The following is a 26,844-nucleotide window of genomic DNA, read 5'->3' on the forward strand; positions in this document are numbered from 1 at the left end:
CGCTCCGGGAAGCGCTTGCGCTGCGCCTTCTCATCTTCGGAGTGCTTGCGCTGCGAGTCCAGGAACTCCGAAGGGTTGATGTAGCCGCGCATGTACTCGCGGTTGACCTTGAAGCCCTCCACGCGCTCGTTGGACTTGAGCTCCTCCTCCGCGCGCTGCGGGTCGGGGTTGCGGCGGATGTGGGGCGCGTGCTGGTCAATGAGGTTCTCCAGCGACAGCGTCCGGTCGATGAAGTCCTCCACCTTCTCCACGCCAATCTTGTCCACCCAGCGGCGGACGCGGGTGGCGTGGTTGGCCATGTCGTCAATCATCCGGCGGTTGGTGTGCCGGAAGGAGAAGTTGTTCTTGAAGAAGTCGCAGTGCCCGTAGACGTGGGACATGACCAGCTTCTGGTCCACCTCCGGGTTGCTCTCCATCAAGTAGGCGTAGCAGGGGTCATTGTTGATGACGAGCTCGTAGATTTTGGAGAGCCCGTACTCGTACCCCTTCGCCAGCTGCTCGTACTCCATGCCCCAGCGCCAGTGGGGATAGCGGGTGGGGAAGCCGCCGTAGGCGGCGACCATGTTCATCTCGTCGTAGCTGACCATCTCGAAGACGGTGTCGAAGAAGTCCAGGCCGAATTCCTTGGCATAGCCGTGGATTTCGTCCCGCAGCGACGCGAGGCGGGGTGTCAGGCTCTTGGGCATCGGACGGGTGCTCCGCTGAAGGTTGCTCCGATAGGGGATGGACGACCGCTTCAGCGGCCCTTGCCGAGGAAGTCCTTGATGGACGCGTAGATGGCGTCCTTGTCCGCGATCTCGCTCAACGACACGTTGTTCGTGTCACCCACCGCCTCGCGCAGGTCCTTGATGAACTGCCCGCTGCCGTAGGGGGACTCGACCTGGCCGTAGGCGAACTGGTTCACCTGCGGGAGGATGTCGTTGCGCAGCATCTCAATGCACTGGCGCGTGTCGTCCGCGCTCCAGTTGTCACCGTCGCTGAAGTGGAACGGGTAGATGTTCCACGCGCTCTTCGGGTAGTCCGCCTGGATGATCTCCCGGCACAGCTTGTAGGCGCTGGAGATCATCGTCCCGCCGGACTCGCGGGTGTGGAAGAACGTGTCGCGGTCCACTTCGCGGGCGACGGCGTCATGGATGATGTAGCGCGACTCCAGCCCCTTGTACTGGTGCTTGAGCCACGTATCGAGCCAGAAGCTCTCGATGCGGACGATCTCCTTCTGCTCGTCCCCCATCGAACCGGACACGTCCATCATGTAGATGATGACCGCGTTGGTGTCTGGCAGCTCCTGGAGCTTGTAGCTGCGGTAGCGCCGGTCCTCGCGCGTGGGGATGATGACCGGCATCTTCGGGTCGTAGGTGCCGGTGGCGATCTGCCGCTTCAGGGCCTGCTTGAAGGTGCGCTTGAAGTGACGCAGCGACTCCGGGCCGGTGGTGTTGACGCCCGTGTACTTCACCTTCTGCGTGACGATGCGCTCGCTCTGCCGCCGCTCGATGCGCGGCAGTTGCAGCTCTTCGCCCAGTATCTGCGCCAGCTCCTCCAGGGTGACGTCCACCTCTAGGGCGTGGTCTCCCTCGCCCTGGCCGGCCTGGTGTCCGTCCCCGGGCTCCACCGCCCCGGGGCCCAGCTGCTGACCCACCTCGCCCTCGCCCTGCCCGACGCCGCCCTGCTCCTTGTGGCCGTACTTGAAGCGCGGGATGTCGATGAAGGGGATGGGGATGCTGATGGCATCCTTGCCCTTCTTGCCCAGCATCTCGCCCTTCTGCACGTACTTGCGCAGGTTGGCTTTGATCTTCCCGCGGACGATCTGTTTGAAGCGGGAATGGTCCTGGTGGATCTTCAAGGTCACGGCGGCACGTCCCCTGTGTGATGTCCGTCAGTTACTCCTTCGCGTCACCACGGGCGAAGATGCTGGCCACGAAGTTGAGGACGTCCGTGGAGCAGATCTCGCAGTACCCGTAGTTCTTCATCATCCGGTCCTTCACCAGATCGATCTTCTCCTGGGTCTCCTTGTCCACGACGGAGGACACGAGGTTCTTGAGCTTGATGCTGTCCTTCTGGTCTTCGAACAGCTTCAGCTCCAGCGCCTTGTGCAGCCGTTCGTTGGTCCGGTAGTTGAAGGTCTTGCCCTCCACGGCGAGCGCGCCGATGTAGTTCATGATCTCCCCGCGGAAGTCGTCCTTGCGGCTCTCCGGGATGTCGATCTTCTCTTCAATCGAACGCATGAGGCGCTCGTCAGGGACTTCGTAGATGCCGGTGTACTTGTTGCGGACCTTCTCCTTCTGGGTGAAGGCCTTGATGTTGTCGATGTAGTTGCCGCACAGCTTGCCGATGGCGTCCTCGTCGGCGCTGATGGCGCGCTGGACCTCGTTCTTGACGATGTCCTCGTACTCCTGCTTCACCGTGGTGAGCAGCTCCTTCATCCGCTTGCGCGCGTCCTCGTTGTTGATGAGGGAGTGCGTCTTCAAGCCGGCTTCCAGCTCGTTGAGCACCATGAAGGGGTTGATGCAGCCCTCGCCCTTGTCGCTCACCAGGGCGTTGGAGATTTTATCCTGGATGTAGCGGGCGCTGATGCCCTCCAGGCCCTCGCGCACGCTCTCCTTGCGCAGCTCCTTGATGTTGTCCTCGGTGAAGTTGGGCAGCGTCTTCCCGTTGTAGAGCTTGAGCTTCTGCAGGAGCGACAGGTTGTGCTTCTTGGGCTCCTCCAGGCGCGTGAGGACGGCCCACATGGCGGCCATCTCCAGCGTGTGCGGCGCGATGTGCTTGCCCTTGATGGCGCGGGAGTTGAAGTCCTTCTCGTAGATCTTCACCTCCTCCGTGAGCTTGGTGATGTACGGGATGTCAATCTTCACCGTACGGTCACGCAGCGCCTCCATGAACTCGTTGCTCTCCAGCTTCTTGTATTCAGGCTCGTTGGTATGCCCGATGATGACTTCGTCGATGTCCGTCTGCGGGAACTTCTTCGGCTTGATCTTGTGCTCCTGCGACGCGCCGAGCAGGTCGTAGAGGAACGCGACGTCCAGCTTGAGCACTTCGACGAATTCAATGACGCCGCGGTTGGCGATGTTGAACTCGCCGTCGAAGTTGAAGGCGCGCGGGTCGGAGTCCGAGCCGTACTCGGCGATCTTCCGGTAGTTGATGTCGCCGGTGAGTTCGGTGGAGTCCTGGTTCTTCTCATCCTTGGGCTGGAACGTGCCAATGCCGACGCGGTCCTTCTCGCTGAAGATGAGCCGGTTGACGTGCACGTGGTTCATGACCTGGGCGAAGTCGCCGCCGTACTGGGTCATGAGCTCCTTGAAGACGAAGCGGCAGGCGGGGCACAGCTCGCAGCCGTCCGGGATGGTGTAGCCGGACTCCGGCGGGGACAGCTCCGCGAAGATCTTCGGACGCCACTCCTTGGGGATGAGGTTGAGCGGCTCCTCGTTCATGGGGCACTTCATCTTCTCCTTCGTCACCGTGCCGTCCGGCTGCTTCTTGTCGGTGAGCCAGGAGAAGGTGTAGGCGGCGCCCTCCGGGACCTTGGAGTATTCCTCCATGCCCTTCTTGAGCAGGCGGGCGATGGTGGACTTGGACGACCCCACGGGCCCGTGCAGGAGGATGACGCGCTTCTCCGTGCCGTAGCCCTGCGCCGCGGACTTGAAGACGTTCACCAGCTTCATCAGCGGGACGTCCAGGCCGAAGATGGCGTCACGGCCGCCGAAGCGCTCGTCACTGAAGAAGTGGTAGCGCGTCAGCTTCTTCTTGTTGTCGATGTACTCCGACTTCCCGTGACTGAGGATCATGTCGTAGATCCTCTGGAAGGCGGTGCGGGTGACCTTGGGGTTCTTGCGGACGATTTCGAGGTAGTCCTCGAAAGAGCCGTCCCAATTGAGTTCCGCGTAGGTCTTCACGTCCTGGAACGCGGCGATTCTGGAGACCCACGAGCCCTTCTCAGCGTCCTTCATGTCTCTCCCTCGAGGCCACCCGGAGGGGCGCGAACGGTCGCGTCCTCTTCGGAGAAGCCAACATGGTGAACCTGGAGGGCTGGAAGGCCATTCCACACCCACCCCGATGAGGTCCCAGGCGACGACAATCGCGAAGCTCTCGCCCCTTCGGGACCCCGCCGCGGAGTGGGACCGCGCGTCAGCTCGTGTCGGAGAGAAAGCGCTCTCCTTCACGGGGTGAAAAGGCACTTTGATTATAAGGACCGTGGCCCGCGCTGGGAGGAGCCCCCCCGGTGCGATGTGTCGGGTCCCACCGCGTCCAACCGCGCACTTCCCGACGATTGGACCGCTGCTGGAGGACACCCCGTCCGGGGGAACCCCCACTGTGGGGCGGCGTCTCCGTCCGCTCCACATGTCGGCGTGATGGCCTGTTCCGCATTCCGTCCCGCCCAGAAGGGTGCGTAACGGCGCGAATCCCGCGCTGCCCGGGGAAGTGGTGGCGCGGGGGAGGTGCGGCAGGCGGGCGGGCATCAGGCAGGTGGGCGGGTCGCCGGCTTGGCTTTGAGCGCTGCCTGCGTATCCTCGCGCGCGCCATGGTCCCCGCATCGAGTCCCGCCTCCCTTGTGTCCACCCCCGCCGCGCCTGGCCTGTCCGCGGTGCCCGCGCCACGGCCCGAGCCGTCGATGCGCTGGTTGGTGGGCCTCTTGCTCATGGCGGCGCTGCTGCCCCGGTTGGGCGTGTTCTTCATCAACGAGAACCTCTACGGCGACGCGGTGGTGCGCACGGAGCTGGCGGAGCGGTGGTGGTCAGCTCCGCACGTCATCACCTCCTACAAGGACGGGACGTACCAGTTCGGCCCCCTGCACCTGTACCTGGTGGGCCCGCTGCTGTCGGTGTTCGACCGGGACGTGGCGGGCCGGCTGGTGAGCCTGGTGTTCGGCGTGCTGTCGGTGGTGCCGCTGTTCGCGCTGACGCGGCGGTTGTTCGGCTGGCGCGCGGGCGTGGCGGCGGGGCTGGCCTTCAGCGCGTGGGGCATGCACCTGCAGATGTCCACCACCGCGGGCAGCGAGGCGGTGTCGCTGTTCTTCATGCTGGGCGTGTTCGCGCTGCTGGCGGAGGGGGTGGAGGAGAACCGCTTCCAGCCGCTGTTCTGGGGCGCGGTGCTGCTCAACTTCGCGTGCGCGCTGCGCTACGACGCGTGGATGTACATCCCGCTGCTCACCGCGGCGCTGGTGTTCAGCAGCGAGGACCGGGTGGCGTCGCTCACGCGCGCGGTGGGCTTCGGGCTGGTGTGCCTGCCGTTCCCGCTCCTGTGGATGCAGGGCAACGAGATGGCGCACGGCGACCCGTTCTTCCCTCTAAAGGCAGTGGAGGACTTCCACCGGCAGTGGGTGGTGGACTCCGGTGGGGCCGGGGGCTCCGTGGGGTGGCGGCTGCAGCAGCTGGGGTTCTGGCCGGCGGTGGCGCTGTTCACGCTGACGCCCGGCGTGGCGCTGCTGGGCGCGGTGGGCATGGTGAAGGCGTGGAAGCAGCACCCGGAGACGCGCTGGCTGGTGGCGGCGGCGGTGCTGCCGGCGCTGTACTTCACCCTGCGCGCGGCGGTGCTGCTGAGCTTCGTGCCCCTGGCGCGCTTCACGGTGACGCAGCTGGTGCTGCTGCCCGTGTTCCTCGCGCCGGGCTTCGCGGCGGTGGTGGCGGGCCGGGGCGTCTTCGCGCGCCGCGCGGTGGTGGGCGTGAGCGCGGTGCTGGCGGTGGTGATGCCGGTGGCGCTGGGCATCTACACGTTCCGCACGGAGGGCGGGCTGCACGACTCGCTGCGCCCGGTGAGCCCCACGTCCACCAACCCGGTGGCGGTGATGCAGGTGGCGCGCTTCCTCAAGGAGGAGGTGGCGGCCAGGGGCGGCGCGGCGGCCATCGACGACGACCCGCGCTACATGGACCTGCAGGTGGCCTTCTTCTCCAACCTGCCGGAGATGCGCATGGCGCGCGTGCGCTGGGACACCTTCCGCCAGCGCCTCCAGGAGGCGAAGCCGGACGTGCTGGTGCGCTTCGACCAGGGAAACCTGCTGAAGGACCCGGGCGTGAAGCTGGAAGGGCGGACGCTGACGCTCGACGGCGTGGCGTACGTGGAGCAGGACGGCTTCTCCGCCCCCCTGCACGTCTACCGCCGCCAGCCGTAGCGTGGCGGCCCGGCCCCCGGCGGCTCCAGGGGGCGTCCCGGGCGGCCCTCAAGCCTCCGGGTCGTAGTCCTCGGGGTCATAGCCCTCTTCAACGGGGGCGCGGTGCGCGTCCAGCCAGCCCTGGAGGATGAACTGCGCGGCGAGCTGATCGATGACCTCGCGCCGCTTCGCGCGGCTGACGTCCGCCTCCAGCAGGGTGCGCTGCGCGGCCACGGTGGACAGCCGCTCGTCCCACAGCTCCACGGGCAGGCCGAGCGACTGGCCCAGCACGTCCGCGAACTTGCGTGAGGCCTCCGCGCGCGGACCCTCCGAGCCGTTCATGTTGAGCGGCAGGCCCAGCACGATGCGGGTGACCTCGTACTCCTTCACGAGCCGGGACAGCTCCGCGAGGTCCGCCTTGATTGACGAGCGCCGCACGGTGGTGACGGTCTGGGCGGTGAGTCCCAGCCCGTCGGAGACGGCCACCCCGATGGTCTTGGTGCCGTAGTCGAGCCCGAAGGTGCGCATGGGCTGCGGACTCTAGCCGCAATCCTCCGCCGTGGACCGACCCGTCCGCGCCTGGGGACGCACGCGCGCCCACCTCCCGTCCAACCCCTGGATAAGGCTCGCATCGCCCCGTGCCGCGGCCGGCATCGCCGCTGCAATGAGCAGGTCCCGTCCGAAGAGACGGCGCGCGGCCTCCAGGCAGCATCCACTTCAACCCGTCGCGCGGGAGTTTCGATGCTCGACATCCTCAAAGGCGTGGCGAACCTGCTGGGCGGCCCCATGACCGCCGTGGTCGACCTGGCCGGCAATGCCCTGGGTCTCCCCCCGGTCCTCACCAACTCCATCAAGACGGCCGCCGGGGTGATGACCGGCAACGTGATGATGGCGGCCAGTGGCGCCCTGGGCGTCGCGGACGAACTGAAGAAGAACCCCCCGGCGAAGACGGAGTACTGCGCGCCCCAGGACGCGGCGAAGGCGGGCGCGGGCTATGCGCCCTCCGCGAACGGGGGTGCTTCCCAGGCGCAGGCCGGGTCGGGGGGGTTGGGCGCCAGGAGCCCGTTGGATCCGAAGCTGCTGGACTACGCGGACTCGCTGCGCACGCTGGAGGCGAACTTCGGCTACCTGGACCTGATGGACGGCCGCAAGGACGGCACGCTGTCGCACGGGGACCTCCAGCGCATCGCGCAGGACACGAACGTGTCGCCCTCGCTGCGGGACGCGGCGAAGTTCCTGGTGGAGAACCGGGGCTTCTTCGAGCAGGTGGACACGTCGAAGAACAAGGTGCTCCTGCTGCCGGTGCCCAACGCCAACGACGACCGCATCGACCTGATGAGCCTCCAGCAGGAGTCGAGGCGGCTGGCGGCGGACTTCGCGAAGTACGGGCGTCCGGAGCGGCCGGGACGTCCAGCGCCCGCGCCGTCGGACTGTGAGCCGGTGCCTTCGGACTGCGCGCCGCCCGCCACGGGAGGGGGCTCCAGGCCGGGCAGCGGCGCGGGGCGGCCGGGCACGGGCACCGGTGGCGCGGGGCGGCCGGGAACGGGCGGTTCGTCGGGCTCTCCGGGCCACGGCGCGGAAGGCCCGGGGCGGCCGGGGAGCGGGAGCGGCGGGGGCGCGTTGGATCCGAACCTCGCGGGCTACCGCGACGCGCTCCGGGTGCTGGATCAGAACTGGGACACCTTCGACACGGCGGTGGGGTCGAAGGACGGCAAGCTGTCGATGGCGAACATGGAGGCGCTGCTCGGAAGTCCGGCGGCGTCCCCGACGCTCAAGCGCGCCGCGCAGTTCTTCAAGGACAACCCGGAGTACTTCAACCGCCTGGAGATGGCGGCGGGGAGCGGGAGCCGGGATGGCGTCGCCAGCCGGCAGGACCTGGCCGTGGAGCTGGCCGCGGTGTCGAAGCTGCCGGAGGTGCCGGGGGGGGCCCAGACGGGCCGGAGCACGGGGGGCTCGCGGGCGCGGGACATCGTGGACAACCCGAACATGAGCATCGAGCAGAAGGTGCAGGCGCTGCTCATGGGCATCACCGAGGACACCGACGCGGAGCTGCTGGACGTGATGAGCGAGATGGCCAGCGCGCGGGAGGAGCGCGCGACGCTGGGCACCAGCGACCAGGACAAGGCCCGCGGCGCGAAGCTGGACACCAGCATGCAGGAGCTGGAGCTGCGCCTCCAGACGCTGATGGAGAAGCGCAAGGCCATGTTCGACCTGATGAGCAACATGTCGTCGAAGTTCAACGAGATGGCGAAGACGGCCATCTCCAACCTGCGCAGCGCGTGAGAGCCGCCATGGGACGCATCATCAAACACGAAGGCGGCGAGGGGCTGAGGATGGAGACCGGGACGTTGCGCAGGCTGAAGGCGTTCGCGCGGGGAGAGTCGACCTGGGCGGAGGTGGAGGGGATGACCTTCGAGGAAGCGAAGGCCATCGCGCAGGTGGGCTGCGACCTGGCGGCCGCGGGACGGCTGGAGGAGGCGCGCATCCTGTTCGAGGGGCTCGTGGAGGGGAACCCGAAGGACTCGGCGGCGCACGCGGCGCTGGGCACGGTGTACCAGAAGCTCGGAAGGGTGGAGGACGCGCTCACCGAGTACACGCACGCGCTGACGAGGGATCCGCGCAACCCCGTGGCGCTGACGGGCCGGGGCGAGCTGCACCTGCGCCGCGGGGAGCGGCAGGGCTTCACGGACATCGCCAACGCGGTGGAGGTGGATCCGCACGGGGAGACGTCCGCGGGCCGCCGCGCGCGGGCCCTGGTGAAGGCCATCACCCTGGTGGCGGTGGAGAAGCTGAAGGACGCGCAGACGTAAGGGGGGGACTGCTCGCGCGAGCCGCTGTCCAGAAGCGACGCGGCTCGCCCGAGGCGGGGTTGGGGACGGGACTTTTCAAGACGGATTTGCCGCCGGACAGTTGGGGAGCGGTCCGGGGGCGGCTGCTGGAGGATGGGCCTGGTTGGCGAGGGGGAATCCGTGGAGTGGGGGCCCATCCACCAGCAGCTTCTTGATGCTGGACAGCAGGTCAGGGCGTGTCGAGCGTGGCGAGCCGTTCGCCGATGGGGGGGTGGCTCATGCCCTTGAGGACGAGCCAGCGGGGCGGCTCGGGGTCCATCTTGTTCACCCGGGCGGCCTTCACCAGCATGCGGCGGAAGGCATCGCGGTCGCCGGTGAGGCGCAGGCCGTAGCGGTCCGCCTCGCGTTCGCGCTCGCGGGAGAGGGCCCCCGCGACGGGGGCCCCGAGGTTCATCAGCAGGAAGACGAGGAACGACACCAGGGGCAGGGTGCGGATGTCGCCAACGCGTTGGACACCCCACCAGCCCCGGCGGGCGGCGAGGCGCAGCAACTGGTCGATGAAGAAGAGCAGGGCCACCAGCGCGAGCGACGAGGCGATGCGGCCGGGCCAGCGGGCCTCGTGGACGTGCCCCGCCTCGTGCGCCACGGCGGCGAGCACCTCGTCCTCGGAGAGCTCCTTCACGATGACGTCGTTGAGGACGATGGTGCGCGTGGGGCCCTGGCCGGCGAAGTAGGCCTGCACGCGCTTGGAGGTCACGGATGTCTTCTCCACCACGACGTCGGAGAAGGAGATGTCCGCCTTGCGCATCAGCGCGGTGATGCGCTCGCGCAGCGGGCCTTCGGGCAGGGGCGTCTGGTCGTAGTAGAGGCGGGCGCGGTAGGGGTCCACCGCCGCCGCCACCAGCATCAGCAGCGCCACCGGCACGCCCAGCACCAGCCACCAGCGGCGCACGCGGCGGGCCAGGCCATACATGCCGACGACGAGCGCGGTCAGCGCGAGCGCGGCCACGAGCGTGCCCTTGAACCACACCCAGGCGAACGTCACGGGCGTGAAGTTGGACATGCCGTACCGGTGCTCCAGCACGTAGTAGAACCAGACGTTCGCGGGGGCGTAGAGCAGCTGCGTCGCCAGGTCGATGAACAGGGCGAACAGGATGGCGGCGCCCCAGCCGGGCTCGCCCCACAGCCGGTCCATCGCGCTGAAGAACGCGCGGCTCACCGGGGCCGTGCGAAGCAAGCCGAACCGGCGCTCCAGCGCCGCCGCCGTCGCGCAGGCCCCCCGGTACACGGGCCGCACCAGCACGGCCATCAGCAGCACCGCCAACCCCAGCTGCACCAGCGGATCCACCGCCGCGCGGACGTAGTGCGGCTGGTGGTACGCGTGGATTTCAGCGAGCTGTTCGGAGGTGAAGAGCGGTTCCATGGGCGTTGGGCCGCGAGGCTACGCCCAGGGGTGGCTTCATGCCCAGCGGCCGCCCTCCAGGCCCGGGGCTCAGGAGTGCGGCGAGGCGGCGGCGTCCTCGGGGACCGGAGCGCTTTCGGCGTCCGCGTCCGCGAGCAGCAGCTTCTTCACCTTCTCCAGGCTCTGCCGCGTGCGGTCCACGAAGGCGCTCTGCGAACCGATGCGCTCGGCGGCCTCCAGGGTGCGCTCGTAGATGTTGATGGACTTGGTGAGCAGCACGCGGATCTTCTTGCGCAGCTCCTGGCGGTAGACGCCCGCCTCCTCGGCGTTGAGCTCCGGGGGCGTGGGCGAGTTCACCATGTGCTCGTAGAGGTTCTCGTAGAGGGCGCCAATCTGCGCGCCCGCGGCGGTGGCCCAGTAGCCGTTGCCCACGCGGATGGAGCGCAGGTAGTGGCCCTGCGCGGACAGCAGCAGCTCCGCCTTGTAGTTGAGGTCCGTGGCCAGCCCGTCGCTGCCCCGGCTGGCCTCCAGCTTCACGGCCTCGTAGTGCAGCCGGTAGATCTCCCCGACGAAGAAGTGCGCCTGCGCGGGGAAGTAGTCCTCCACCTCCGCCTTGTCCGGCAGGGCGTCATAGGCGGTCAGCGCCTTGCGCAGCGTGGCCTCCGCGTCGTCCGTCTTGCCGGACTCCACCTGGCAGATGCCCTGCTGAACCTGGGCCTCGATGCGGCGGCCCGCGGGCAGGTCGTCGCGGGCGACCAGCGTGGCCAGCATCCGGGTGGCCTCGTCGTAGCGCTCCAGGTGGTAGAGCGTCTCCGCCACGCGGAAGGAGGCCTCCAGCGCGTCGCCCTGGCCCTTCGCCGGCTCCGCCAGTTCGGAGAAGCGCCCGTAGGCGTCGTCCCATTCCTTGAGGCGCTGGTGCGCGAGCCCCGCGTTGTAGAGCGCCTGCCGGCGGTGCGGGCTGCCCGGGTGGAAGTCCACGAGCCGGCCGAAGTAGCGCGCCGCCTGCTTGAAGTCGTTGGCGGCGAACGCGGAGGTGCCGCCCGCGAAGAGCTCCTCGTCGTTGAGGCGGTCCAGCTCCAGGTCCGCCGTCACCGTCACGGGGTCGAACTCCACCACCTGCTTCGCCTGGGCCGGGTCCGGCTTCGCCGCGGAGCCCGTCGTGCGGCAGCCCGTGAGGCCCAGCCCCAGGCCGAGCACCCCCAACCACAGCCACCGCCGGGCGCCGCCGGTTCCATCCATCCGCTTCATGCCGTCCATGCGCCTGCTTCCTTCCGGAGTCCGCCGGGTCCCGCGGTGGGCCCCGGACATCGACATCCCGGGGACCCGGTGGGTTCCCCACGGAGCTTCCACCGAACGCCTCCGGGGTGGGGCCAGTCTAATGCGGGGTGCGTCGCCGCGCTGTCACGTCGCCCGCCTGCCCGGCATGCCCGCTGGAAATCTCCGGCGGGGGCGGCGTCACGCGCGGTGGGGGAGGGCGCTCAGGCGAGGACGTCGTCGCCCAGCAGATAGCGTCCGGTGTTCCACAGCGCGGTGAGGTCGTGCACGTCCAGCCCGAAGCGGGGCACCTGGATGAGGGGCGTGCCCGGACAGGCCGCGCGCAGCTGCGCCATGCCCTCCAGGTCCTGCTGCGCCAGCACCTGGAGCTCGCGCAGCGTCTCCTCCACCTTCGCGCGCCGGGTGGGCGTCAGCGAGGCCGCGTCCTTCCACAGCTCCGGGGTGGGCACCGGGTGCACGCGGTTCACCACGATGGCCGTCATCTCCATGCGGTTCTGCTTGAGCAGGCCGTGGAAGTGGATGGCTTCGTCCAGCCGCTCCGGGTTGGGGCTCGTCACCAGCACGAAGCCCGTGGTCTTGTCCTCCAGCAGCTCGCGCACGCCGCGCGCGCGCTCGCGGAAGCCCTCGTTCATGGAGGAGAGCGTCACCATGAAGGAGGACAGCTCCTGGAGCATCTCCGTGCCGGTGAAGCGCGACAGCGCGCGCGTCACGTAGCTGCCGCCCAGGTTGAAGAGGGACAGGCCCACCTTGCCCGCCCTCAGCGCGGGCGTGAGGAGCCACTTGGCCGCTTCGTTGTCCAGGAAGTCCAGCACCCGGTTGGGCGCGTCCAGGAAGTCCAGCGCGTGCGCGGTGGGCGGCGTGTCCAGCACGACCAGCTCGTAGTCGGTGCTGCGGCGCAGGTCCCACACCTTCTCCATGGCGATGTATTCCTGGCTGCCCGCCAGGGCCGTGGAGAGGGACTGGTAGAAGCGGTTGGCGAAGATGCGCTCGCGCTGTTCAGGCGGGGCCACGCGGGTGATGAGGTCGTCCCAGGTGGCCTTCATGTCCAGCATCATCGCGTGCAGCGCCGCCTTGGGGCGCACGCCCAGCGGCTCCAGCACGGAGGCCGGCACTTCGGCTTCCGTGTTGCCCAGGCCGGACAGGCCCAGCGAGTTGGCCAGCCGCTTCGCCGGGTCGATGGTGCACACGATGCTGGGGCGGCCATCCACCGCCGCGCGCAGGGCGAGCGTCGCCGCCACCGTCGTCTTGCCCACGCCACCCGAACCCACGCAGATGAGCACGCGCTTGTTCGCGAGCGCCGTTTGCAGCGCCGTCATGCTCCCGTGCCTCCCTTCACCAGCCCCTGCAGGTGCCCCATCACCGTCTCCACCGCATCCCGTCCGAAGCGCGGCACGAACAGCCGCGGCACCGTGTACACCGGCGCGTGAAGGTTGCGCTCCAGCTTCGTCCCGGCGAGCACCGCCTGCGAGGCCCGGTCATGGTGCGCCTGGGCCACCGTGCGCAGCTCCGGACAGCCCGCGAGCGCCTCCAGGTCCGCCTCCGTGAAGCGCTGGGGGAAGGCCTGGTTGAGCACCGCCGCGTGCGTGCGGATGTGCACCCGGTCGCGCAGCGCGCTGTGCAGCTCCAGGGCCTCGTTCACCGGCATCTCCTCCGGCAGCGACACCAGCACCGCGGCCGTGACGCCGGGGTCCACCAGCAGGTCGCGCATCTTCAGCGCTTCGCGCGTCATGGGGCCCGGGGGCACCGTCTGCAGCAGCACCTGCGGCACGCTCAGGAAGGAGATGGCGTGGCCGGTGGCGGGCGCGTCCAGCACGAGGGTTTCGTACTTCCAGCGGCCGTCCGGCAGCTTCTCCTGGAGGTGGAAGAGGATCTTCCCCAGGAGGACGAGCTCCTGGAGCGACGGGATGAAGCGCAGGAAGTAGCGCACCAGCCGGTTCTCGAAGACCGTCTTGTAGAGGGTCTCGAAGCGCAGGACCATCAGGCCGTACTCGCGCATGGACTCCTGGGGGCGCACGTTCACCGCCCAGAGGTTCTCCTCCAGCTTCTTCACCTCCGGGCCCGCTTCGGGCAGCTCCAGGAAGCGGCTGACGCGCTCCTGCGTGTTCACCTCGCACACCAGGGTGCGGCGCCCGGCGCGCACGGAGGCCAGGGCCAGCGCGGCGGCGACGGTGGTCTTTCCCACGCCCCCCTTGCCGGAGACGATCCAGAGACGTTTGTCGAGCAGTCCGGGCATAAGGGCGCGCGAACCGTAGGGATGGCCCCCTGGAGAGTCAACGAGAGTCCAGCGCGGGAAACACCCATTGTTGCCCTGCTTGACACGTCGCGTTGGCCCCTCCCAGAGTGCGGCGTCTTCTTCCCGACGTCCCGCCCGCCCCCCGGGGGCTCCTTCCTGGCGGGGCCGGATCCGAACGGTTCCAAGCCATGCTCAAGAACAACCCGATGATGAAGATGCTCGTGGAGACGGGCGAGGAGCGCGTGGGCAAGCTCGCGCAGCAGCTGCTCTCCAACGAGAAGTTCGTGGCGGCGGTGCAGTCGCTGGTGTCGCGCTCGCTCGCGGCCAAGGGGACGCTGGACTCCGCGCTGCGCACGGCGCTGTCGGCCATGAACCTGCCGTCCACGGCGGACCTGGAGCAGCTGCGCTCCAAGGTGGGCGACCTGGAGCGGCTGCTGGCCTCCGTCGAGGGCAAGGTGGACACGCTCGTGGAGCACGCGTCGTCGAAGCCGAAGAAGAAGTAGCGCGCGTCTTCCCGGGGCCATGGCCATGCGGCGCATCGCGTTCATCAACGAGAAGGGCGGCACGTGCAAGACGACGCTGGCGGTGAACACCGCGGCGTGGCTCGCGCTGCGCAAGCAGTGCCGCGTGCTGCTCGTGGACCTGGACACCCAGGGCCACGCGGGCAAGTCGCTGGGGCTGGACGTGCGCACGCTGCCGCGCAACGTCTTCCACCTGCTCACGGACCCGGAGGTGACGCTCGCGTCGGTGGCGCGGCCCACGGGCGTGGCCGGGCTGGACGTGGTGCCCGCGTACAAGGAGATGGCGGACTTCCCGGTGGTGGTGGCGCAGGACCCCCGACGCGCGCACCGGCTGGCGGACCGGATGCGGGAGGCGGAGGCCGCGGGCTACGACGTCGTGCTGTTCGACGCGCCCCCCTCCATGGGGCTCACCACGCGCAACATCCTGGTGGCGGCGTCGGAGGTGGTGGTGCCGGTGGCGCTGACGTACCTGGCGCTGGACGGGTGCGCGGAGCTGGCGGAGACGGTGCGTCAGGTGGGCGAGTCCGAGGGACGGCCGGACCTGCACGTCACCAAGGTGGTGCCCACGCTGTACCGCAAGACGGCGCTGGCGACGGCCATCCTGGAGCGCCTGAAGGCGTACTTCCCGGACGCGCTCGCGGCCACGCCGCTGGGCTACAACGTGAAGGTGGACGAGGCCCAGAGCCACGGCAAGACGGTCTGGGAGTACGCACCCCGGAGCCCGGGGGCGCGGATGCTCGCGGCCATCGCGGCGGAGATCCACGGCGGGCCCGCCCCGACGAAGCGGAAGCGGGCCGCGCGCAAGGTGGCCTGAGCGGCGTCCGGCTGCCCCTCATGGGCAGCAGCACGGACACCCGGGCTGCACTCCACGCCTAGGCGGCGCCGGAGTCCTTCTTGTCCTGCTTCTCCCAGGCGTCGAGCTTCTTCTCCAGCTCTTCCAGACGCTGGCTGAGCGCCTGCATGTCGCGGCCGAGGGCAGGGAGGTTGCCGGTGAGGTTCTCCACCACCTGCTTCACGCGCTCGTCCATGCGGCGCTGGAAGTCCTCGAAGGCGCGCTGGCTGGCCTTGAGCAGCTCCGCGGGGTTGAGGCTCGCGGTGGCCTCCGCGGACGTGCCGGGGGCGGGCACGGGAGCGGCGGGAGTGGTGTCCGGGGTGGTGGGCTCCGGAGAGCCGTCCTCGCGGCGCAGCAGCTTGTCCAGCCGCTGTTCGGCCTCCTCGCGGATGGAGGCCACGCGCGGCGTGACTTCCTTCTGGATGAACCCGGAGATGGATTCGCCGGGGTGGCGGATGATCTCCCGCAGCACCGACAGCGGCATCTGGTTCTTCTTCTTCTCCTCCTCGAAGATGATCTGCGCGAGGGTGACCGAGGTCAGGTCTTCCTTCGTGCGGTTGTCGACAATCCGCACCTCGGTTCCCTCCTTGATCATCGCGGCGATTTCATCAAGGGTGACGTACCGGCTCTCCACGGTGTCGTAGAGTTTCCGGTTCGTGTACCGCTTGATGATCTTCGGCTCCTTGCTGCTGGGAGCGCCTGCTTGCTCGGCCTCGCTCATGTCTGTCGTCTCCGACCCCGGCTGCGCCTTGGCATTTACTGGTTTACTACTTGAGTTCCAAAGGGGCGAACCTCGTATCAAAGGGGTTCGAAGCGAGCAAGTTGCCCGGACCCGACTCGCCGTGCCCTCCCGGTGGGCCTATGCTCCAACTCCCCCCGGCCCGACCTCATGATCGTCCAGTGCGAACAGTGCCAGACGCGGTTCAAGATCCCCGACGAGAAGGTGACGGAAAAAGGGGTCAAGGTCCGCTGCACCAAATGTCAGAACACCTTTCGGGTCGCCCGCGAGGCCGCGCCAGTCCCGGCGGCTCCCCTGCCAGCCCTGGCCCCGAGCGGGCAGGCAGACCCGTTCCAGGCGTTCGGTGACGCCCCGGAGCCCACCGGGGAGGTCACCCGTCCGGGCCCGGCCTACTACGCGCCCGGCGCGCCCGGCGCGCCCGGCGGCTCTGGGGCGAAGGCGTCCCCCGCCAGGTCCTGGGGTGACGTGGACGTGGACATCGACGTGGACGACGCTCACGCGGACCCCATCACGGTGCGTGGCGGGGGGGCGCTGACCCCCTTCGACGCGCCCCTGGCTTCCCCGGGCGTCGCGGCCCGGCGTCAGGCGCCTCCCGCTCCGGCGCCTCCCAAGGTGAACCTGTCCGGGCTGAACGAGGAGGACCCGTTCGCGGACTTCATGTCCGATGTTGGACCCTTGCCCGCGCCGGCCAGCGCTCCGCCCGTGGCGAGCCCGGCGGCACCCCGGCCGGTGGCCACGGCAGGCGTGGGTGCTCCGCCCCGGCCGTCGGTCACGGGGCTGCGGTCGGTGCCTCCCGGGGCCTTCGCGCCGCCGGCTCCCAAGGCCGCTCCTCCCGGGGCGTTCGTCGCGGGGCCTCCTGGCGCGCTTCGTCCTGGAGCGGTCGCGGGGCCCCCCACGCCCGCTGCCTTCGGAGCCGGGCCTTCCGCGCAGCCTTCGGGCCCGGGGGCTTTCGGGGCTGGGCCTTCCTCTGCGCCATCGGGTCCGGGTGCCTTCGGGGCCGGGCCATCCTCGCCGCCGGGAGGGGCCGGGGCTTTGGGTGCCGCACCGGCCCTGGCGCCTTCGGGCCTGGGGGGCAGGGCGTCCGCGCAGCCCGCAGGCCCTGGTGCCAGGGCGGGGGCTCCTTCGCAGCCCCGGACCGCGCCTGCGTCGGCGGGACGCCCCGCCCAGGTCGCGGCCGCCGTCCCCGCCGCGGCTGCCGATCCGCTCTTCGACTTCTCGCTGGAGGAGGATGCTCCCGCCGCGCCGTCGCGCCCGGCCGGGAACACCGCCGTGCCGTCCGCGCCGGGCGGGGGGAAGCCGCCTTCACCAGGGCTCGCCGCGCCAGCGCCGGCCTTCGCCTCCGAGGATCCGTTCGCGTCCATCGACATGGCCACGCCGTCCTCGGACCTGTCCGCTCCCGAGGACCCGCCGCCCGCCGCCGCCCCTCCGGATGCGATGGGCGACCTGTTCGACTTCTCCGGTGGAGGGGGCTCGGGCGAGGAGGGGATGTCCGCCTCGGACACCGGCCGCGCCGCGCTGCTGGGGGACGTTCCCGCCGAAGCGCCTCCAGACGCGGACGGCATCTCGCTGCTGGGCGACGTGCCGGCGTACGACGACGGCGACCCCTTCAAGATCACCACGCCCCGCCGTGAAGTGGTGGACCTGGCCTCCATGCGGGGAGGGCCCGCCGTCACGGTGACCAAGCCTTCCGCGCGGCTGGAGGAGGTGGGCATGCCCCAGCGCCGGCTGCCCGGCCGCGCGCGGAAGCTGACGGGGTTCATCGTCAACCTCACCGTCGCCACCGTGCTCGTCGTGGCGCTGGGCGCGCTGGGCATCGTGTACCTGCGCGACGGGAAGGTGAACGCCTCCACCCTGTCCCCGGACCGGCTGCGCGCCCTGGTGATGCCGCCCGCCAAGCCGTTCATCGCCAGCGACGTGTCCAATGGCCTGTACGCCACGCGCGACGGCCACATGCTCTTCGTCGTGCGCGGCGAGGCGGAGAACCGCACCGGTGCCGCGGCGTCCGTGCGGGTGCACGCCGCGCTCTTCGACGGCGACCAGCGCGTGCGCTCCTCCGAGGGGCTCGCGGGCGCGCTGGCCACCCCCGAGGACCTCCACGCCGTCACGAACCGCGACGCCGCCACCGCGCTGCGCCAGCGCCTGGACGCGGCCGCCCTGCCGGTGCCTCCGGGGGGCAAGGTGCCCTTCCTGGTGCTGTTCCAGGAGTTCCCCGCAGACCTCACGGGCTTCCGGCTGGAGGTGACGCTGGAGCCCGCGCCTTCCTCGCCCACGGCGGGCCGCACGGGGGAGTAGCGCCGCCATGCCCACCCTGGATGAGGCCCGCGCGCTCGCGCGCAACCTGCACGCCCTGGGCGGAGGCGCCACGGTGCGCCGCAAGGCCGCCGCGCGCGAGCTGGCCCGGCGGGAGCCGTTCGACACGAACGAGCTCATTGGCCACCTGCTGGCCCTGGCCCGCGCCGGCCAGGCCCCCGCCACCTGCGTGCTGTCGGACTTCATGGCCGCGCTGGCCCTGGAGGCCGAGCACATCCCCCACGTGGAGGCGCTCCGGCGCATGGCCCACGTGCAGTCCCTGGAGGCGGTGGCGGACCTCTTCGCCCAGGGGCCCGCGCGCAAGGAGCTGGACGCGGACGCGGCGGCCCGCGCGGATGCGCTCGCGGCCAACCAGTCCCTGGGACACCTGAAGCAGCAGGCCCGCCTCACGCGCGACCCGGACGTGCTGTCGCGGCTGGCCACCGTCAGCAACCCGGCCGTGCTGCGCAACGTGCTGCTCAACCCCCGCCTCACCGAGCCGCTGGTGGTGCGCATCGCCGCGCGCCGTCCCGCCCGCCCGGAGCCGCTGGTCGAAATCTGGAAGGCTTCCCGCTGGTCCGTGCGGCACGCGGTGCGCCGCGCGCTCGTCTTCAACCCGTACCTGCCACCGGAAGTGGGCGCGAAGATCGTCCCGCTGCTGAACACCGCGGACCTGCGAGAGCTGGTGGCGGACGCGGGGCTGCTGCCCGCCCTGAGACAACAGGCCGCGCGCCTGCTCCTGGAGCCAGCGCCCGGCACGCCGCCCGCCCCCCTGGTGATTCCAGGGGAGGAGGCCTAGGCGCGGCGGTCCTTGGGGGGCTCGGTGAAGTCCGCGTCGGTGCTGCCCCGGCGCGAACCGGGCAGGGTCTTCACGTCCACCAGGTCCTGTCCGCGCGACGCCTTGCGGAAGGAGTAGACGAACTTGCCCATCGCGTTGCCCAGCTGCCCCATCCGCGCGGCCGAGAAGACCACCAGCAGGACGAAGCCGAGGACGATGTACTCTCCGATGCCCAGCATGCGCCGGACACTGCAATAAACCCTCCCGGGAGGCAAGCCGGGCGCACGTCCACCCCTGGACGCCCGGCCGTTCGCGACGCTGCCCGCGCGCCCCGTTCCAGCGCAGACTGCGCGCCCCATGCTCCTGCTCGCTCACCGTGGTGCCAGCGCCGATGCCCCCGAGAACACCCTGGAGGCCTTCACCGAGGCCGTGCGCCAGGGCGCTGACGGGGTGGAGCTGGACGTCATGGTGTGCGGCTCCGGCGAGGTGGTGGTGTGCCACGACGAGCGCCTGGAGCGGCTGGCCGGCCAGCCCTGGGAGGTGCGCACCACGCCGTGGTGGAAGCTGCGCCGGGCCGACGTGGGCTCGTCCCTGGGCTTCGCGCCCGCGCGCATCCCGCTGCTGGAGGAGGTGCTGGACGCGCTGCCAGCGCACTTCCTCATCAACATCGAGCTCAAGTGCGACCGCGTCGATGACGGGGGCCTGGTGGCGGCCGTGGCCGGCATGGTGGCCGGGCGCCAGCTCTCCAACCGGGTGGTGCTGTCCAGCTTCAACCCGCTGTGCCTCTTCCGGCTGGCGGCGGTGGCCCCCACGCTGCGCCGGGGCTTCCTCATCGACCCGGACAAGGCCTGGGCGCCCCAGGCGTACGTGGTGAGCCCGCTGGTGTCCTCGCATTCGGTGCACCCCTTCCACGAGGCGTGCACGCCGGAGCGGGTGGCCGCGTGGCGCGAGGCGGGGCTGAGCGTGGCGGCGTGGACGGTGGATGACCCCCGGCGCGCGCGGGAGCTGGGCGCGCTGGGCGTCTCCTACCTCATCACCAACCGTCCGGGACGCGTGCGCGAGGCCCTGCGCGGCGACGCCCCGGACGCGGTGGGTGCCTAGAAGTCCAGGCCCAGCGTGGTGTTGAAGGCGACGACGGAGGACAGGTCGCGGCTCACGTCGCCCGGCACGTCGAAGCTGCCCAGGTTCGTGATGGAGAACTCGGCGCCCAACTGCAGCGCGCCGCCAATGAAGCGCGCGCCCGCGTAGAAGCGCGGGGTGAGGTTGTCGCCCGCGGACACCCGGGCGTACGTGCCCGTGTTGCCGTTGGCCAGGGTCGCCCGCGAGTCGTCCCTCAGTGAGTCCTCCAGCGACAGGGAGGGGTTGAAGACGAGCGAGCGCGACGCGGCGCTGACGAAGGCCAGGTCCAGGCCGCCGTAGGGCGTCAGGGTGATCATCCCGCCCAGCGGGAACTGCTTGCCCACGCCGATGTCCAGGCCCGTGGTGGTGAGGTCCAGGTCGTGCGCGCCGAACAGCTTGGTCACGTGCAGGCGAACGCCCACGTCCGGCAGGTAGGTGAAGCCCTCGTTGACGGCCCACTTCAGCTCGCCGGTGGCCGTCACCATGCTGCTCTTCTCCACCCAGCCCACGCGTCCGCCCAGCTCCAGCGAGAAGGGCAGGCCCTTGCGGACGTGGACGGAGGGCACCAGCACGGAGCCCGGCTGTTCGCGCTCGGTGGGCAGGAAGACGCCGTCCGGCAGCGACACCACCGACAGCTCCGCGTTGAACGCGTAGCCCGAGTGGCCCGTGGTGCGCGGGGGCATCAGGTTGGCGGAGTTGATGACCGCGCCGAACGTGCGCGCGAAGGCGCGGAAGTCCGCGCTCGCCAGCGCCGCAGCGTTCGGCTGCCCGAACCTGTCGATTCCGAACCGGGAAATCGACAGGTCATTGTCGTCCGCGTGGGCAGCAGCCCCGGACAGCGCCGTCGCGAGGACCAGCCACCGACTGAACGTCCGCATTGGGGATTCACGCCTCCGGGACGCGTACCGGCCAAGCGGGCGCCCACCTCCAAGGACCCTAAATCGGCCTTCGGTAGAGCGTCAACAAAACGGGCGGCCCTCCTCCAAGAAGCCTCCTCCCGTGTCGGGAAGGAGGCCCCTGGAAGCAGGCCGCCCGTCTCAGGCGTCCAGGCTCCGGCTTCGAGGCCGGGGGACTACTGCTGGCGCGGCTTCACCGGCGTGGTGGCCGCGGCGGCGGGCGTCGTCACCTTCTGGGCCACCTCCGCCGGGCGGCGGCGGATGACCAGGGTGCGGCGGCTGGCGAACTCGGTGCTCTCGCGGGCCACCACCAGCACGTTGTTGTTGCCCTCCTTCAGGTTGAAGTCCGCGGTGAACTTCAGCGTGTTGGGCTCGCCGCCCTTGGGGTCCACGGCCTTGAAGTAGACCTTCTGGTCGTTGACCAGCACGTAGACGTCCAGCAGGCCGTTGGGGTCCTTCACCGCGCCATTGAGGGTGAACTTGTCGCCGTTCACCACCACGCCGCCGTGCGAGGGGTCCACGTCCAGCTTGATCTCCGGCGGCTGGTGCGTGGTGGCCCACGCCACCGTCTTGGGCGCCGCGGCCTTGCCGGACTTCACTTCCTTCGCGTCCTGCGTGCGCACGAAGGCGGAGCGGTCCTTGTCCAGCGCGACCTTGTAGTAGCCCTTGGTGATGCCCTCCAGGGCCAGCGTCGCGCCCTGGGGCAGCTTCGCCACCGCGCGGGCGTCCGCCGTGGGCGCGCCGAACAGCTCCGCCTTGTCCGACAGCTTCACCAGGCCCTTCTTCGCCTCCAGCGTCGCGACGGGGCCGTCCTTCACGGGCAGCTGGAGCTTCTCCAGCACGAACTCCTCCAGGGGCTCGTCCAGGATGGCCAGCTTCAGCGGGAAGGTGGTCCCCTTGAAGCCCTTCTTCAGGGACACCTGGAAGCGCGCCGTCTTCGTCTCGCCGGGCTTGATCTCCCCCAGCTTGAAGCGGCCCTTCTCGATGAAGACGTTCGCGTCGCCGCCGTTCTTGATCTGCGCGAACGAGTCCAGCGCCGCGCCCGCGCCCGTGTTGGTGACGTCCATCACCACGGTGACGTCCTCGCCGCGCTGCACGACGCCGTCGCCGTTGCACTCGGCGCAGTCGTCCTGCACCTGCCAGTTGAAGGCGAACGTGGGGCGGGGCAGCTCCACGAAGGACAGCTCCGACACCAGCGTGTCGCGCAGCGAGCCGTTGTCGTCGAACAGCTTCACCTTCACGTCGTCGCGGCGGCTGGTGAGGTCCTTGGGCAGGCGCACCTGCACCTTCCAGGACTTCTTCTCCCCCGGGGCGATGGCGCCGAAGAGGAACTCGCGGCGGTCGAGGAACGCGTTGTCGCTCTCCGTCCAGCCACGCACGCGCTTGAGCGGCTCCGTGCCCTTGTTCTCCACGTGGATGACCATGTCCAGCGCCTCACCGGCGGCGATCTTCGCGTCGTTGCCCGGCGCGAAGCTGGCGTCCACCAGCACGTTCTTCGGCGTCGGACCCGGGCTCCAGTCCACCCCCAGCGCCGCGATGGCGCTGTTGATGCGCTGCTCCTCTTCGTTGCGCTTCTGCTCCACGAAGGTCTTGCCCTGCTTGAGCTGCTCGGTGCGCTTCACCGCCGGCACGCGCAGGACGAAGTCGCGGGCGAACTGCACCTCGAAGTCCTCCTTGATCTCCTCCTGGGACTCCGCGTCCAGCTGGTCGTCCAGGTCCTCGCCCTGGCCAGCGACGTCCACGTCCAGCAGCGGGTCCTTCTCGCCGTGGGCCTTCTTGTCCTTGCCGGTGGCCTTGGCCGCGACCTTGTCCTTGGCCTCGTCCTTCTTGGCGGCGGCCTGGGCGGCCTTCTCGTCCACCTTCAGGTACTTGAGGCTGGTGCCCGGCTTCTCGCGGTCCAGCACCTCTTCGCGCTTCTTCGCGACAGTGGTGGAGTCCGGGTTGCCGAAGTGCTGGTCCAGGTCCGCCTCGCCCATGGACTTCCGGGGCGCGAACACGTCCACCCGGTCCGCGGTGACGCGCGTGGGGATGAGCTGGATGTCCGGGACGATGCCGACCTCCTGGATGGAGAGGTCGCCGGGCGTCAGGTACTTGGCGATGGTCAGCTTGAGCGCGCTGTCGTCCGGGAAGTCGTAGAGCACCTGCACGCTGCCCTTGCCGAAGGTCTGCCGCCCGATGATGACCGCGCGGTCCAGGTTCTTGAGCGCGCCGGCGACGATCTCAGAGGCGGAGGCGCTGCCGGCGTTCACCAGCACCGCGATGGGGTAGGACTCCTCGCCCTCCGTCATGCGCGCGCGCTTCTCCTCGCGCAGCTTGTCGGAGAGGCCCACGGTCGCGACGATGGTGCCCTTGGACAGGAACGTGTCCGACACCTGGATGGCCTGCTCCAAGAGGCCGCCCGGGTTGCCGCGCATGTCCAGCACCAGGCCCTTGAAGCCGCCCTTGGCGTCCGCCTGCTTGCGCATCTCCGTGAGCGCGGACTCCAGGTCGCGCGTGGTGTTGCCCTGGAAGTTCTTCAGGCGCACGTAGCCCACGCCGCCCGCGAGCAGCTTGTGCTGCACGCTTTCGATGGAGATCATCGCGCGCGCCACCGTCATGGGGCGGGGCTTGTCCCAGCCGTCGCGCTCCACGGTGATGGTGATGCGGCTGTCCACCGGGCCGCGCAGCTTGGACACGGCCTCGTTGAGGTCCATGTTGACGGTGGACTCCTCCGCGATCTTCTTGATGCGGTCGTCCTTCTGGATGCCGGCCCTGGCCGCGGGCGTCTTGGGCAGCACCTTCACCACGGTGAGGTTGCCCTCCTTCATCTGGATGACGAAGCCCAGGCCGCCGAACTCACCCTTGGTGGACAGCTTCATCTCCCGGTACAGCTCCGGGCGCAGCAGCACCGAGTGCGGATCCAACGTGGACAGCATGCCGTTGACGGCCGCGTATTCGATGTCGCGCGTCTCCTCGATGGGACGCATGTTCTTCGACAGGAAGTCGAAGACGTCCTTGAGCGCGAAGGACATCTTCCACAGGGAGTCGACGTGGGAGATGTCGAACTCCTTCTGCTTGCCGTTCACGTTGACGTTGAGCTTGCCCGTCTCCGGGTTGCCGTCGACGAGCACGTCCGGGACGCTCTTCTCCACGTACTCCAGGGAGGCGATCATCATCTCCTTGGGCTTCACCCGCTTGGGGTCGACGTAGTTCTCCTTCACGTAGAGGATGACCTTGGTCAGCACGCGCAGGCTGTTGAGGTCGTGGGGGGCCTTCTCGCCCTTGCTGGCGGACGGCAGGGCGCCGTCCCAGGTGTCCTGCCCCGCCTCCGCCGCTCCCAGGGTGAGCGGAAGGGGCGCGCGGTCACTGCCCGCGAATGCCCAGGCCCCCAGTAGAACGGCGACGGCGGTGATGCGGCGGAAGATACGCGGCATGCGGTTCATCCAAGCTGGGGCACTCTGGGCGCCCCGGGGTGAAGCGTGAAAAGCCCTGTGAATCCGAACAGTTCGGCGTGAGCCAGGGTCCTGGTAGCGGCCGGGCAAGCCTAATCACGGCTTCCAGGTGCTTCAAGGCATGGCCTTGTCACTAGCGTCCGAGAACGTCTGCCGCAGGCAATGCGTTCCCGGATCGCCTCACGGGTACGGACAGCCGGCGCCCTGCTTTATTTCGCCTCAAGCCCCCCTGCCAGGCGGGACGAGCGCATCCGGGGGCGGGGGCAGGTCGCCCGTGGCGCGCAGGCCCCGGTACAGCAGGGTGCCCCCGATGACGGCCACCGGGAGGAAGAAGGTGTTGAGGATGGGAACCCAGAGCAGCAGGTAGACGCCTGCCCCGAAGCCCATGCACAGGGCCCGTCGCTCGCGAAGCATGCGGCGCACCTGGGCGAACGGGTAGAGGTGGCGCGTCATCGGGGCGGCCAGATGTTCAGCGGCCATCCACAGCATGGTCCACAGGCTGGCCAGCACGGTGAACGCGAGGCTGCCCAGGCCCGGGACCAGGTTGAGCGGCAGCAGCACCGCCAGCCCCAGGAACAGGAGCGCCAAGCGGGCGAGCGTGTGCAACAGCCCTGTCGTCAGCCCGCGCAGGAACGAAGCGGGCGACGTGGTGGCGTCCGCTTCCCCACATTCTGCTTCGGTGGCCTCCGACAGCGGGTCCTGGAGGGGGGCGAGCAGGAGGGGCGGCACCACGTTGGCGCCCACCACCCAGGCGACCAGGGAGGACAGGATGAGGACGGTGTACCAGCCGGCGCGCCCGTACCAGGACTCGGGCCGGGTCCAGACGGAGTCCAGCAGGCCGGGGGCGTAGCGGTAGAGCAGGATGCCCAGGCCCAGCAGGGCGATGGCGGTGATGGCCGCGCAGAGGGTGGACAGCAGCAGCAGCCGGCGCGAGCGGAACACCAGCCCGAAGGCGCGACCGAGCAGCCCCACGCCCTGGAAGAAATCCGACAACCGGGGCCGGGGGGACAGGACGGGGATGGGGGACACAGGACGCATGGGGGCGGGTCGTTCAATTGAGGGCAAGGGAAACGAGCCCCGTTATATAGGGCGCCTTCATGTCCCTCGACCTCAAGCGCGTGGCCTCCGAGCCCCTCACCTCCGTGGCCCCGTTGGTGGATGGCCTCCGGGCCGCGGAAAAGCCCCGGGCCGAGCACCGGCTCGGGCTGGAGCACGAGAAGTTCATCTACCCGGTGGGGTCCGCCCAACCCGTGCCCTACGAGGGACCGAACGGGGTGGGGGCGCTGCTGGAGACGCTGGCGCCGGGCGGCTACGAGCCCTTCCGTGAAACGCCCCAGTCGCCGGTCATCGCGCTGCAGAAGGGCATGGCGGCCATCTCGCTGGAGCCGGGCGGGCAGTTCGAGCTGTCCGGCAGCCCCTTCTTCACGGCGCGCGAGGCGCACGAGGAGAACCTGGCGCACCTGAAGGAGACGAAGGCGGCGGCGGCGCGGCTGGGCCTGCGGCTGGTGGGGCTGGGGTACCGGCCGGTGGGCACGACGGGCGAGATGCCCTGGATGCCCAAGACGCGCTACCAGGTGATGCGCCGCACGCTGCCGGAGCGCGGCCGGCTGGCGCTCAACATGATGTTGATGACGTCCACCGGGCAGGTGTCGCTGGACTGGGCGGATGAAGCGGACTGCGTGAAGAAGACGGTGACGGTGGCGCGGCTGTCGCCGCTGCTGGTGGCGCTGTACGCCAACAGCCCGCTCGTGGAGGGCAAGCCGTCCGGCTACATGACCTTCCGCAGCCGCGTCTGGGAAGAGGTGGACCCCACGCGGTGCGGCTACCTGCCGTCCTGGTTCGACGGCTCCTTCTCCTATCAGGCGTACGTGGACTGGGCGCTGGACGCGCCGCTGCTGTTCCTGCGGCGCAATGGCGAGTACCGCCACCCGAAGCTCACCTTCCGCCAGTTGATGAAGGAGGGCTACGAGGGCAAGCCGCCGGACATGGGGGACTGGACGGACCACCTGTCCACGCTGTTCCCCGAGGTGCGGCTCAAGAAGGTGCTGGAGGTGCGCGGCGCGGACTGTGGCAGCGCGGCGATGACGGGCGCGCTGGGCGCCCTGTGGCGCGGCCTCCTCTATGACGCGCAGGCCCTGGAAGAGGCGCAGCTGCTGCTACCCCGGTTGAACTTCACCGAGCACCTGTCCTTCCACGACACCGCGCGCCGCGAGGGCCTGGCCGGGAAGCTGGGGGCACACGAGCTGCACCGGCTGGCCGGGGAGATGGTGTCCATCGCGAAGCGCGGGCTCCAGCGGTTGGATCCCCAGGACGCGCCGCTGCTGGCGCCGCTGGAGGAGGTGGCCGCGTCGGGGCGCTCGCCCGCGCAGGCGGTGCTGGACGCGTGGGCGAAGGACCCGCGTCCGGAAGTGCTGATGACGCGCTTCGAGCTGTGAAGCGCGTCCCTTCGCGGACGCGGACC

The 26,844-nt window shown here is 69.6% G+C and carries 22 protein-coding genes and 1 pseudogene; 10 read left to right on the plus strand and 13 right to left on the minus strand.

Annotated elements, in window-relative coordinates:
* The 3 genes from OV207_RS29265 to OV207_RS29275 form a co-directional block, all read right to left on the minus strand.
* Positions 1-686: SpoVR family protein (locus OV207_RS29265; RefSeq protein ID WP_267558362.1), on the minus strand; the 686-nt coding region annotated here is incomplete at its 3' end.
* A gap of 50 nt (positions 687-736) precedes the next feature.
* On the minus strand, positions 737-1,846 hold the full coding sequence (locus tag OV207_RS29270) for a DUF444 family protein (protein WP_193349236.1): 1,110 nt from the start codon (positions 1,844-1,846) through the stop codon (positions 737-739).
* Positions 1,847-1,877: 31 nt separating this feature from the next.
* Entirely contained in the window at positions 1,878-3,941 is a 2,064-nt protein-coding gene (locus OV207_RS29275; RefSeq protein ID WP_193349237.1) for a PrkA family serine protein kinase, read from the minus strand.
* A 572-nt stretch (positions 3,942-4,513) separates the two neighbouring features.
* On the opposite strand from OV207_RS29275, the gene OV207_RS29280 reads away from it, so the two are divergent.
* Entirely contained in the window at positions 4,514-6,100 is a 1,587-nt protein-coding gene (locus OV207_RS29280; RefSeq protein WP_267558366.1) for an ArnT family glycosyltransferase, read from the plus strand.
* Between the two features lie 48 nt (positions 6,101-6,148).
* Here OV207_RS29280 and ruvX read toward each other — a convergent pair whose 3' ends face one another.
* Positions 6,149-6,607 (minus strand): Holliday junction resolvase RuvX, encoded by a 459-nt coding sequence (gene ruvX, locus OV207_RS29285; protein WP_267558368.1) that lies wholly within the window; start codon positions 6,605-6,607, stop codon positions 6,149-6,151.
* Between the two features lie 213 nt (positions 6,608-6,820).
* Here ruvX and OV207_RS29290 point away from each other — a divergent pair, with 213 nt between their 5' ends.
* Positions 6,821-8,362 carry a hypothetical protein gene (locus OV207_RS29290; protein ID WP_267558370.1) on the plus strand — a complete coding sequence of 514 codons (1,542 nt, stop codon included), beginning with the start codon at positions 6,821-6,823 and terminating at the stop codon, positions 8,360-8,362.
* A gap of 8 nt (positions 8,363-8,370) precedes the next feature.
* A complete protein-coding gene (locus tag OV207_RS29295) occupies positions 8,371-8,889 on the plus strand; it encodes a tetratricopeptide repeat protein (protein ID WP_267558371.1) in 519 nt (172 codons plus the stop codon).
* Between the two features lie 208 nt (positions 8,890-9,097).
* Here the strand turns inward: OV207_RS29295 and OV207_RS29300 are convergent, their stop codons facing one another.
* From OV207_RS29300 to OV207_RS29315, 4 genes are all read right to left on the minus strand, one after another.
* Positions 9,098-10,291 carry a M48 family metalloprotease gene (locus OV207_RS29300; protein WP_267558373.1) on the minus strand — a complete coding sequence of 398 codons (1,194 nt, stop codon included), beginning with the start codon at positions 10,289-10,291 and terminating at the stop codon, positions 9,098-9,100.
* Positions 10,292-10,360: 69 nt separating this feature from the next.
* Positions 10,361-11,527 (minus strand): tetratricopeptide repeat protein, encoded by a 1,167-nt coding sequence (locus OV207_RS29305; RefSeq protein ID WP_420715274.1) that lies wholly within the window; start codon positions 11,525-11,527, stop codon positions 10,361-10,363.
* Positions 11,528-11,748: 221 nt separating this feature from the next.
* The gene (locus OV207_RS29310; protein ID WP_267558375.1) at positions 11,749-12,861 is read right to left on the minus strand and encodes an ArsA family ATPase; all 1,113 of its coding nucleotides are present in this window, start codon (positions 12,859-12,861) and stop codon (positions 11,749-11,751) included.
* Entirely contained in the window at positions 12,858-13,778 is a 921-nt protein-coding gene (locus OV207_RS29315) for an ArsA family ATPase (protein ID WP_267558377.1), read from the minus strand. The genes OV207_RS29310 and OV207_RS29315 overlap by 4 nt, the downstream gene beginning before the upstream one ends.
* A 188-nt stretch (positions 13,779-13,966) precedes the next feature.
* Between OV207_RS29315 and OV207_RS29320 the strand changes: the two genes are divergently transcribed.
* Together OV207_RS29320 and OV207_RS29325 are read left to right on the plus strand one after the other, a co-directional pair.
* On the plus strand, positions 13,967-14,281 hold the full coding sequence (locus OV207_RS29320) for a hypothetical protein (RefSeq protein WP_267558378.1): 315 nt from the start codon (positions 13,967-13,969) through the stop codon (positions 14,279-14,281).
* 25 nt (positions 14,282-14,306) lie between these two features.
* Positions 14,307-15,113 carry a ParA family protein gene (locus OV207_RS29325; RefSeq protein ID WP_267558380.1) on the plus strand — a complete coding sequence of 269 codons (807 nt, stop codon included), beginning with the start codon at positions 14,307-14,309 and terminating at the stop codon, positions 15,111-15,113.
* Between the two features lie 58 nt (positions 15,114-15,171).
* Here the strand turns inward: OV207_RS29325 and OV207_RS29330 are convergent, their stop codons facing one another.
* Entirely contained in the window at positions 15,172-15,852 is a 681-nt protein-coding gene (locus tag OV207_RS29330) for a polyhydroxyalkanoate synthesis regulator DNA-binding domain-containing protein (RefSeq protein ID WP_267558381.1), read from the minus strand.
* Positions 15,853-16,020: 168 nt separating this feature from the next.
* On the opposite strand from OV207_RS29330, the pseudogene OV207_RS37830 reads away from it, so the two are divergent.
* The 3 genes and pseudogenes from OV207_RS37830 to OV207_RS29340 form a co-directional block, all read left to right on the plus strand.
* Positions 16,021-16,119: pseudogene (locus OV207_RS37830) on the plus strand (zinc-ribbon domain-containing protein); the annotation flags it as partial.
* 1,020 nt (positions 16,120-17,139) lie between these two features.
* Positions 17,140-18,162 carry a DUF3426 domain-containing protein gene (locus tag OV207_RS29335; protein ID WP_267558382.1) on the plus strand — a complete coding sequence of 341 codons (1,023 nt, stop codon included), beginning with the start codon at positions 17,140-17,142 and terminating at the stop codon, positions 18,160-18,162.
* Between the two features lie 7 nt (positions 18,163-18,169).
* Positions 18,170-18,958, plus strand: a complete 789-nt coding sequence (locus OV207_RS29340) for a hypothetical protein (protein WP_193349259.1) — start codon at positions 18,170-18,172, stop codon at positions 18,956-18,958.
* Here the strand turns inward: OV207_RS29340 and OV207_RS29345 are convergent.
* Positions 18,955-19,176 carry a twin-arginine translocase TatA/TatE family subunit gene (locus tag OV207_RS29345; protein WP_227027337.1) on the minus strand — a complete coding sequence of 74 codons (222 nt, stop codon included), beginning with the start codon at positions 19,174-19,176 and terminating at the stop codon, positions 18,955-18,957. The genes OV207_RS29340 and OV207_RS29345 overlap by 4 nt on opposite strands.
* A 118-nt stretch (positions 19,177-19,294) precedes the next feature.
* Between OV207_RS29345 and OV207_RS29350 the strand changes: the two genes are divergently transcribed.
* Positions 19,295-20,038 carry a glycerophosphodiester phosphodiesterase gene (locus tag OV207_RS29350; protein WP_267558383.1) on the plus strand — a complete coding sequence of 248 codons (744 nt, stop codon included), beginning with the start codon at positions 19,295-19,297 and terminating at the stop codon, positions 20,036-20,038.
* On the opposite strand, the gene OV207_RS29355 is transcribed toward OV207_RS29350, so the two are convergent.
* The 3 genes from OV207_RS29355 to OV207_RS29365 all read right to left on the minus strand — a co-directional run bounded on the left by OV207_RS29355 (position 20,035) and on the right by OV207_RS29365 (position 25,421).
* A complete protein-coding gene (locus OV207_RS29355; RefSeq protein ID WP_267558385.1) occupies positions 20,035-20,934 on the minus strand; it encodes a hypothetical protein in 900 nt (299 codons plus the stop codon). The two genes, OV207_RS29350 and OV207_RS29355, sit on opposite strands and share 4 nt — an antisense overlap.
* A gap of 194 nt (positions 20,935-21,128) precedes the next feature.
* A complete protein-coding gene (locus OV207_RS29360) occupies positions 21,129-24,374 on the minus strand; it encodes an MXAN_5808 family serine peptidase (RefSeq protein WP_267558386.1) in 3,246 nt (1,081 codons plus the stop codon).
* 228 nt (positions 24,375-24,602) lie between these two features.
* Positions 24,603-25,421, minus strand: coding sequence for an EI24 domain-containing protein (locus OV207_RS29365; RefSeq protein WP_267558387.1), 819 nt, complete (start codon positions 25,419-25,421; stop codon positions 24,603-24,605).
* Positions 25,422-25,480: 59 nt separating this feature from the next.
* On the opposite strand from OV207_RS29365, the gene OV207_RS29370 reads away from it, so the two are divergent.
* The gene (locus tag OV207_RS29370) at positions 25,481-26,818 is read left to right on the plus strand and encodes a glutamate--cysteine ligase (RefSeq protein WP_267558388.1); all 1,338 of its coding nucleotides are present in this window, start codon (positions 25,481-25,483) and stop codon (positions 26,816-26,818) included.
* The last annotated feature ends 26 nt before the right edge of the window (positions 26,819-26,844 follow it).

Origin of the sequence: Corallococcus sp. BB11-1 (assembly GCF_026626625.1) — a bacterium.
Classification (GTDB): Bacteria; Myxococcota; Myxococcia; order Myxococcales; family Myxococcaceae; genus Corallococcus; species Corallococcus soli.

Bases quoted from the DNA above. Each gene is read 5' to 3' on its own strand.
- OV207_RS29275 (WP_193349237.1), bottom strand. From the start codon at position 3,941: ATGAAGGACGCTGAGAAGGGCTCGTGGGTCTCCAGAATCGCCGCGTTC.
- OV207_RS29280 (WP_267558366.1), top strand. From the start codon at position 4,514: ATGGTCCCCGCATCGAGTCCCGCCTCCCTTGTGTCCACCCCCGCCGCG.
- ruvX (WP_267558368.1), bottom strand. From the start codon at position 6,607: ATGCGCACCTTCGGGCTCGACTACGGCACCAAGACCATCGGGGTGGCC.
- OV207_RS29290 (WP_267558370.1), top strand. From the start codon at position 6,821: ATGCTCGACATCCTCAAAGGCGTGGCGAACCTGCTGGGCGGCCCCATG.
- OV207_RS29295 (WP_267558371.1), top strand. From the start codon at position 8,371: ATGGGACGCATCATCAAACACGAAGGCGGCGAGGGGCTGAGGATGGAG.
- OV207_RS29300 (WP_267558373.1), bottom strand. From the start codon at position 10,291: ATGGAACCGCTCTTCACCTCCGAACAGCTCGCTGAAATCCACGCGTAC.
- OV207_RS29305 (WP_420715274.1), bottom strand. From the start codon at position 11,527: ATGGACGGCATGAAGCGGATGGATGGAACCGGCGGCGCCCGGCGGTGG.
- OV207_RS29310 (WP_267558375.1), bottom strand. From the start codon at position 12,861: ATGACGGCGCTGCAAACGGCGCTCGCGAACAAGCGCGTGCTCATCTGC.
- OV207_RS29315 (WP_267558377.1), bottom strand. From the start codon at position 13,778: ATGCCCGGACTGCTCGACAAACGTCTCTGGATCGTCTCCGGCAAGGGG.
- OV207_RS29320 (WP_267558378.1), top strand. From the start codon at position 13,967: ATGCTCAAGAACAACCCGATGATGAAGATGCTCGTGGAGACGGGCGAG.
- OV207_RS29325 (WP_267558380.1), top strand. From the start codon at position 14,307: ATGCGGCGCATCGCGTTCATCAACGAGAAGGGCGGCACGTGCAAGACG.
- OV207_RS29330 (WP_267558381.1), bottom strand. From the start codon at position 15,852: ATGAGCGAGGCCGAGCAAGCAGGCGCTCCCAGCAGCAAGGAGCCGAAG.
- OV207_RS29340 (WP_193349259.1), top strand. From the start codon at position 18,170: ATGCCCACCCTGGATGAGGCCCGCGCGCTCGCGCGCAACCTGCACGCC.
- OV207_RS29345 (WP_227027337.1), bottom strand. From the start codon at position 19,176: ATGCTGGGCATCGGAGAGTACATCGTCCTCGGCTTCGTCCTGCTGGTG.
- OV207_RS29350 (WP_267558383.1), top strand. From the start codon at position 19,295: ATGCTCCTGCTCGCTCACCGTGGTGCCAGCGCCGATGCCCCCGAGAAC.
- OV207_RS29355 (WP_267558385.1), bottom strand. From the start codon at position 20,934: ATGCGGACGTTCAGTCGGTGGCTGGTCCTCGCGACGGCGCTGTCCGGG.
- OV207_RS29360 (WP_267558386.1), bottom strand. From the start codon at position 24,374: ATGAACCGCATGCCGCGTATCTTCCGCCGCATCACCGCCGTCGCCGTT.
- OV207_RS29365 (WP_267558387.1), bottom strand. From the start codon at position 25,421: ATGCGTCCTGTGTCCCCCATCCCCGTCCTGTCCCCCCGGCCCCGGTTG.
- OV207_RS29370 (WP_267558388.1), top strand. From the start codon at position 25,481: ATGTCCCTCGACCTCAAGCGCGTGGCCTCCGAGCCCCTCACCTCCGTG.